General features: G+C 57.8%; 8 protein-coding genes and 1 pseudogene. 6 read left to right on the top strand and 3 right to left on the bottom strand.

Annotated elements, in window-relative coordinates; translation table 11 throughout:
* Positions 1-352: 352 nt before the first annotated feature.
* From RXV88_RS23130 to RXV88_RS23140, 3 genes are read left to right on the top strand one after another with little or no spacing between them, the layout of a single operon-like run.
* Positions 353-532: a hypothetical protein gene (locus tag RXV88_RS23130; protein ID WP_316296071.1), complete on the top strand. Its 180-nt coding sequence runs from the start codon at positions 353-355 to the stop codon at positions 530-532.
* Between the two features lie 37 nt (positions 533-569).
* Entirely contained in the window at positions 570-743 is a 174-nt protein-coding gene (locus RXV88_RS23135; RefSeq protein WP_316296073.1) for a hypothetical protein, read from the top strand.
* Between the two features lie 9 nt (positions 744-752).
* Positions 753-1,457 (top strand): IS6 family transposase, encoded by a 705-nt coding sequence (locus RXV88_RS23140; RefSeq protein WP_316296074.1) that lies wholly within the window; start codon positions 753-755, stop codon positions 1,455-1,457.
* Between the two features lie 49 nt (positions 1,458-1,506).
* Here the strand turns inward: RXV88_RS23140 and RXV88_RS23145 are convergent.
* The 3 genes and pseudogenes from RXV88_RS23145 to RXV88_RS23155 form a co-directional block, all read right to left on the bottom strand.
* Positions 1,507-2,165, bottom strand: a pseudogene (locus RXV88_RS23145) (IS3 family transposase); the annotation flags it as partial.
* 232 nt (positions 2,166-2,397) lie between these two features.
* Positions 2,398-2,628, bottom strand: coding sequence for a hypothetical protein (locus tag RXV88_RS23150; protein ID WP_316296076.1), 231 nt, complete (start codon positions 2,626-2,628; stop codon positions 2,398-2,400).
* A gap of 116 nt (positions 2,629-2,744) precedes the next feature.
* Positions 2,745-3,359: a hypothetical protein gene (locus RXV88_RS23155; RefSeq protein WP_316296077.1), complete on the bottom strand. Its 615-nt coding sequence runs from the start codon at positions 3,357-3,359 to the stop codon at positions 2,745-2,747.
* Positions 3,360-3,444: 85 nt separating this feature from the next.
* On the opposite strand from RXV88_RS23155, the gene RXV88_RS23160 reads away from it, so the two are divergent.
* The 3 genes from RXV88_RS23160 to tnpA all read left to right on the top strand — a co-directional run bounded on the left by RXV88_RS23160 (position 3,445) and on the right by tnpA (position 4,410).
* Positions 3,445-3,660: a hypothetical protein gene (locus tag RXV88_RS23160; protein ID WP_316296078.1), complete on the top strand. Its 216-nt coding sequence runs from the start codon at positions 3,445-3,447 to the stop codon at positions 3,658-3,660.
* Between the two features lie 85 nt (positions 3,661-3,745).
* Positions 3,746-4,087 carry a VOC family protein gene (locus tag RXV88_RS23785; protein WP_410468856.1) on the top strand — a complete coding sequence of 114 codons (342 nt, stop codon included), beginning with the start codon at positions 3,746-3,748 and terminating at the stop codon, positions 4,085-4,087.
* A 62-nt stretch (positions 4,088-4,149) separates the two neighbouring features.
* Entirely contained in the window at positions 4,150-4,410 is a 261-nt protein-coding gene (gene tnpA / locus RXV88_RS23165) for an IS200/IS605 family transposase (protein ID WP_316296080.1), read from the top strand.
* The last annotated feature ends 51 nt before the right edge of the window (positions 4,411-4,461 follow it).

Raw genomic sequence — 4,461 nt, forward strand, 5'->3', positions numbered from 1 at the left:
TCCCGGCTCAAGGTCTTGATGGCAAGGTGGCCGCCTTGAACATCACCGATACCGCCGGGGGCGCGCTGATCGACTACCAAGGCCACACGGTGCTTATAGAGGGAGTGGCGGCGGCTGATCTTACGGTGGAGGACTTCTCCTTCCTCTGATCCCAAGACGGCTGGTGGCGGACCTTCTGCCATCGGCCACCAAGCCCCCAAACCGAGGAACTTTCCGTATCTAAGATGATAGCAAAACGGAGGGTTCTCATGACTATCAAGCACTTCGCCATGCCCGACCGGGCGAAACCACTGGGCCGAGACGCCCTGCTGCTGTGGCTGGCGGCCATCCTCGTCTCAGCGTTGACCGAGCCATGCTCAGACTGACCGTCGGGTCGGTCGTTCTGCTCCACGCTCTCGATGACATTCCCGAGCACCTGTTCCGGGTGCACGAGGTCTTCGACGACTGCGTGACGGGCTACTCGCTGACTGGACCGCTCGCTGGGGAATACGGTGAGCCGTCCCTCGATCTGATCAAGGCCATCGTCGCCTGATCCATCCCCCCACAATCCAAACCATAGGAGGAGACGCATGTCTGCTCGCATCAAGTATGCCTATCTCAAGGGCAAGACGTGGCTCTATCGCCGCAACTACCCCGCCGACGTGGCGCTGGCCCTCGGGGTCCAGGCGCTGAAACAATCGCTCAAGACCGGGGACGGCAGTGTCAGACGAACTTGGCTTGCTACGGGGCAGGGGGCTGACTAGCGTCTCGGGATGGCAAAACGCGACCCTTTCAAGTACTTCAAAACCAGCCCGGAGATCATCCGGCTGGCGGTGATGCTGTATATCCGTTTTCCGCTCTCCCTGCGGAATGTCGAGGATCTCCTGCACGAGCGCGGCGTCGAGATCAGCCATGAAACGGTCCGGTTCTGGTGGCGCAGGTTCGGGCCGATGTTTGCGGCCGAGATCCGAAAGCGTCGGATCGAGGCTATGCGAGCAAGCCGCTGGCGATGGCATCTCGACGAGATCTTCGTGAAGATTAATGGCGAGACGCATTATCTTTGGCGGGCCGTCGATCACGAGGGCGAGGTTCTTGAAAGCTTCGTGACGAAGAAGCGGGACAAGAATGCTGCCTTGAAATTCCTCAAGAAAGCGATGAAGAAGCACGGCCGGTCAGACGCCCTGGTGACGGACAAGCTCCGCTCCTATGGCGCCGCCTTGAAGGAAATCGGTGCGGCGGATCGACAGGAAACCGGCCGTTGGCTGAACAATCGCGCGGAGAATTCCCATCTTCCGTTTCGACGACGGGAACGGGCGATGCTTCGGTTCCGGCGCATGCGAAGTCTGCAGAAATTCGCATCCGTCCACGCCTCCGTCTACAATCATTTTAACCAGGAACGCGGCCTTTCGAGCCGGGACACTTTCAAGGCCAACCGCGCCGCCGCTCTCACCGAGTGGCGCGGTCTCTGCGCGGCATAAGGGGCAGGCTCACTGGCCTTGCGGAGACCGGTTAGAATTGGTCTGACACCACAAAGTCATAGGACCAGACATGGTTGGGATGCTCCGGCCGAAGCCGGACGCACGAGCCGTCGTTAAGCCAGAGACGACCTTTCTTGGCTTGTTTTTGCGGGACCTTCAGCCCCTCACGCCGCCAGATGCGTTCGACACGCTTGTGGTTCACATGCCAACCTGCGTTGTTCAGCAGGCCAGTCACCATTCGATATCCGTAGCGCCCGTACTGGCGGGCCAACTCGATGATGTCCTCGGTGAGCTGCTCCTCATCAGAACGGCCTTGTGGAACCTTGCGTTGGGTCGACCGGTGCTGTCCCAATGTGCGGCAGGTGCGACGCTCGGATACACCCAACGTCTGCCGCACATGATCGATGCACCGGCGGCGGCGCGAAGGGCTCAGAAGTTTCCCCGCGCAGCCTCGGTCAGGATGAGTTTGTCCAGCGTCAGATCCGACACGGCCCGCCTGAGGCGCTGGTTCTCTTTCTCCAGCTCCTTCAAACGCTTCAACTGATCACGGCCCATGCCACCATAGAGCTTTCGCCAGCGATAATACGTCTGCTGCGTGATCCCAATCTGACGCACCGCATCCGCGATGGTCATTCCTTGCCCCTGCAGCACTTCAACCTGCCGCAGCTTCGATATGATCTCTTCGGGCTTGTCTCTCTTCCCAGCCATTCTCTGGTCCTCCTGAAAACGGGATATTCCTATCCCAGTGGGTGGGCCACTTTCAGGGGGCTACTCCAAAAGCGTCTCGCTTTTGACTGGACTTGCCCGGAGACTGCTATGCACCACTAAACGGTCAGCGGCGGCAATCGAAATGTGGTTAACCGGGTGAGCGTCGGCTTAAGCCGACAGCGGACCTTTGGCAGATCAATCTCTACGTCCGGCTTGCGGACTTTCCTGCCGTTCACCGACGTCTATCGATCCACCACGTGAATGAGGAACGCCGCGGTGGATCAATAGCGGCGGGGAATGCAAACGACCGTTGCCCGCGCCGCAAGCGTGCTCTCTCGGCGCCCAGCATCCGTTCCACGAGCTTGATCTTCAGCTCTTTCATCAGCCCGGCATCGCCGAGCAGGTCCTCAGGGCGCTCTACGCCCTTCAGCAATTCGTCCAGCAGTTCCTTGGAGATTTTCATGCATGCTTCCTTTTGATGAAGCATGGCCCGGATCACTCATACACAGAAGATCTGACACTCTCAACCGAAGGGGGTGTCAGGTTGCCGAGACAAAATCCCGACACCCCCCATTTTCATTAGCCAGTTATCCGAATGATGTTTCTCCACTCAATCTGGTGGGTTTCGAGCACCGCGTTGTACTCATCACTTCCCCGGAGGGTGTCGTAGGTTTTTTCCACCGCGTCCATTGATGGGTACCCGACAACCAAGAGCCGATGTCCTGCTGCCGGCCCCGTGAGAATGGTGCAGTAGCGGAAAATCATCGCGCCGTTGTTCTCAAAGTGCGGTAACACGGCGCCCATTCTTTCCAACTCCAGCCCTGCAGAGATCGCCCGGGTCGCGACCCCGTAGGCGGGAACCTCGCTGGATGGTCTCTGTAGCCCCAAGTCCTCGATCCTCAGTATGTTTCTCAGCGTCACCGACACCCCGATGTCGTGGACCAGCCCTTTGTATGCGGCAGACTTCTCATACACCCCGAACGCTCGATCGATCCCGTTCATCTCGGTGTATGTCTGGAACAAAACCAACTGTCCCGTATGCTCACCAGTGGCCATGATGCCATGTCGCGTGGTCACGGCCCCGGCATCGTTTTTCAGATCGTTCGCAAGACCATCCAGGTGCCCTATCGCCTCGCCGTATTGCTGAGGCGCGCACTTTGCTACCGTAATCATCATATATTTCGGTGAAGACATTGGTTTCCCTCCCATGGAATGAGCCGACTGAGCGGCATTCACTGAGGACAGGAAGCTTGCCTTGGCCTGCCAAAAGGGGCGTTTCTTGACCGCGCGCGAAAAAGCCGACGAACGGTTTCATCTTAATACCACAAATGCGGGGGCGGCGCCTGCTCCAATTCAGCGCAACAGTCTTTACTTGTCCGACAAGCCAGTCAACCTGTCGCAGCCCCGTGACAATCTGCTCGGGCTTGTGTCGCTTGTCCGCTGGACTGTGGCAAGCTGCCGTCAGAACCGACAGAACTTCAGAGACTCGCTGTGACCGCAGTGCGGAAGAGCAGCCTTTTGGATCAACATGTGGTATTGTTCGCGGCAAAGAATTTGGGGAGTGAGATTTCATGCCAAAAATGTTACTTCATCACGTCTCGTATCCAGTGAGGGACGTTCAGGAGTCGGCTTCTTTCTACGAAAATCTTTTCAAGCTAGAGCGTTTGCCCCGCCCACCATTTTCCATCCCAGGAGTGTGGTTGGGATGTGACGACCGCCAAATCCATCTCGTCCTTAACGAAGCTGGGACCTATCGCACCACCAGATCTCCTGACATCGCCGACGTTCACTTCGCATTCTGCACCGATGACTTTGAGGAAATGGTCGAACGCTTGGAAGCGGCTGGATTTAGTATCCACGCTCTGGAGCAAACCCACCGACTTCCAGTCGGTCTGCTTCAGCGAGAAAGAATCGTGATATGATCATACCCTCTAAAAAATGAGCCGCAGCCGGGTCGGAGGCTCATTTTTTAGAGGGTATGATCATGCAATACAACACCGGAAGCCACTGTGTCTTCTACCATCGGTATCACCTGGTCTGGTCCACCAAGTACCGTTTCAAGGTGTTGACCGGTCGGGTGCGCCTGCGCGTGCGCGACATCTGCCGCCAAGTCTGCCGGGAGAAAGATGTCGACATCTTGCGCGGGGTGCTGTCGAGCGACCACGTCCACATGTTCGTATCCGTGCCTCCGAAGCTCGCGATCTCCGATCTGGTGCGCAGGTGTTGTCAGAAGGTTTTCGGTTGAGACGGGCAGGGCGGCCTCGTAGCGTTACAACATGAGCAAACCTGACCCGTT

Source organism: Aestuariicoccus sp. MJ-SS9 (assembly GCF_032586235.1).
Classification (GTDB): Bacteria; Pseudomonadota; Alphaproteobacteria; order Rhodobacterales; family Rhodobacteraceae; genus Aestuariicoccus.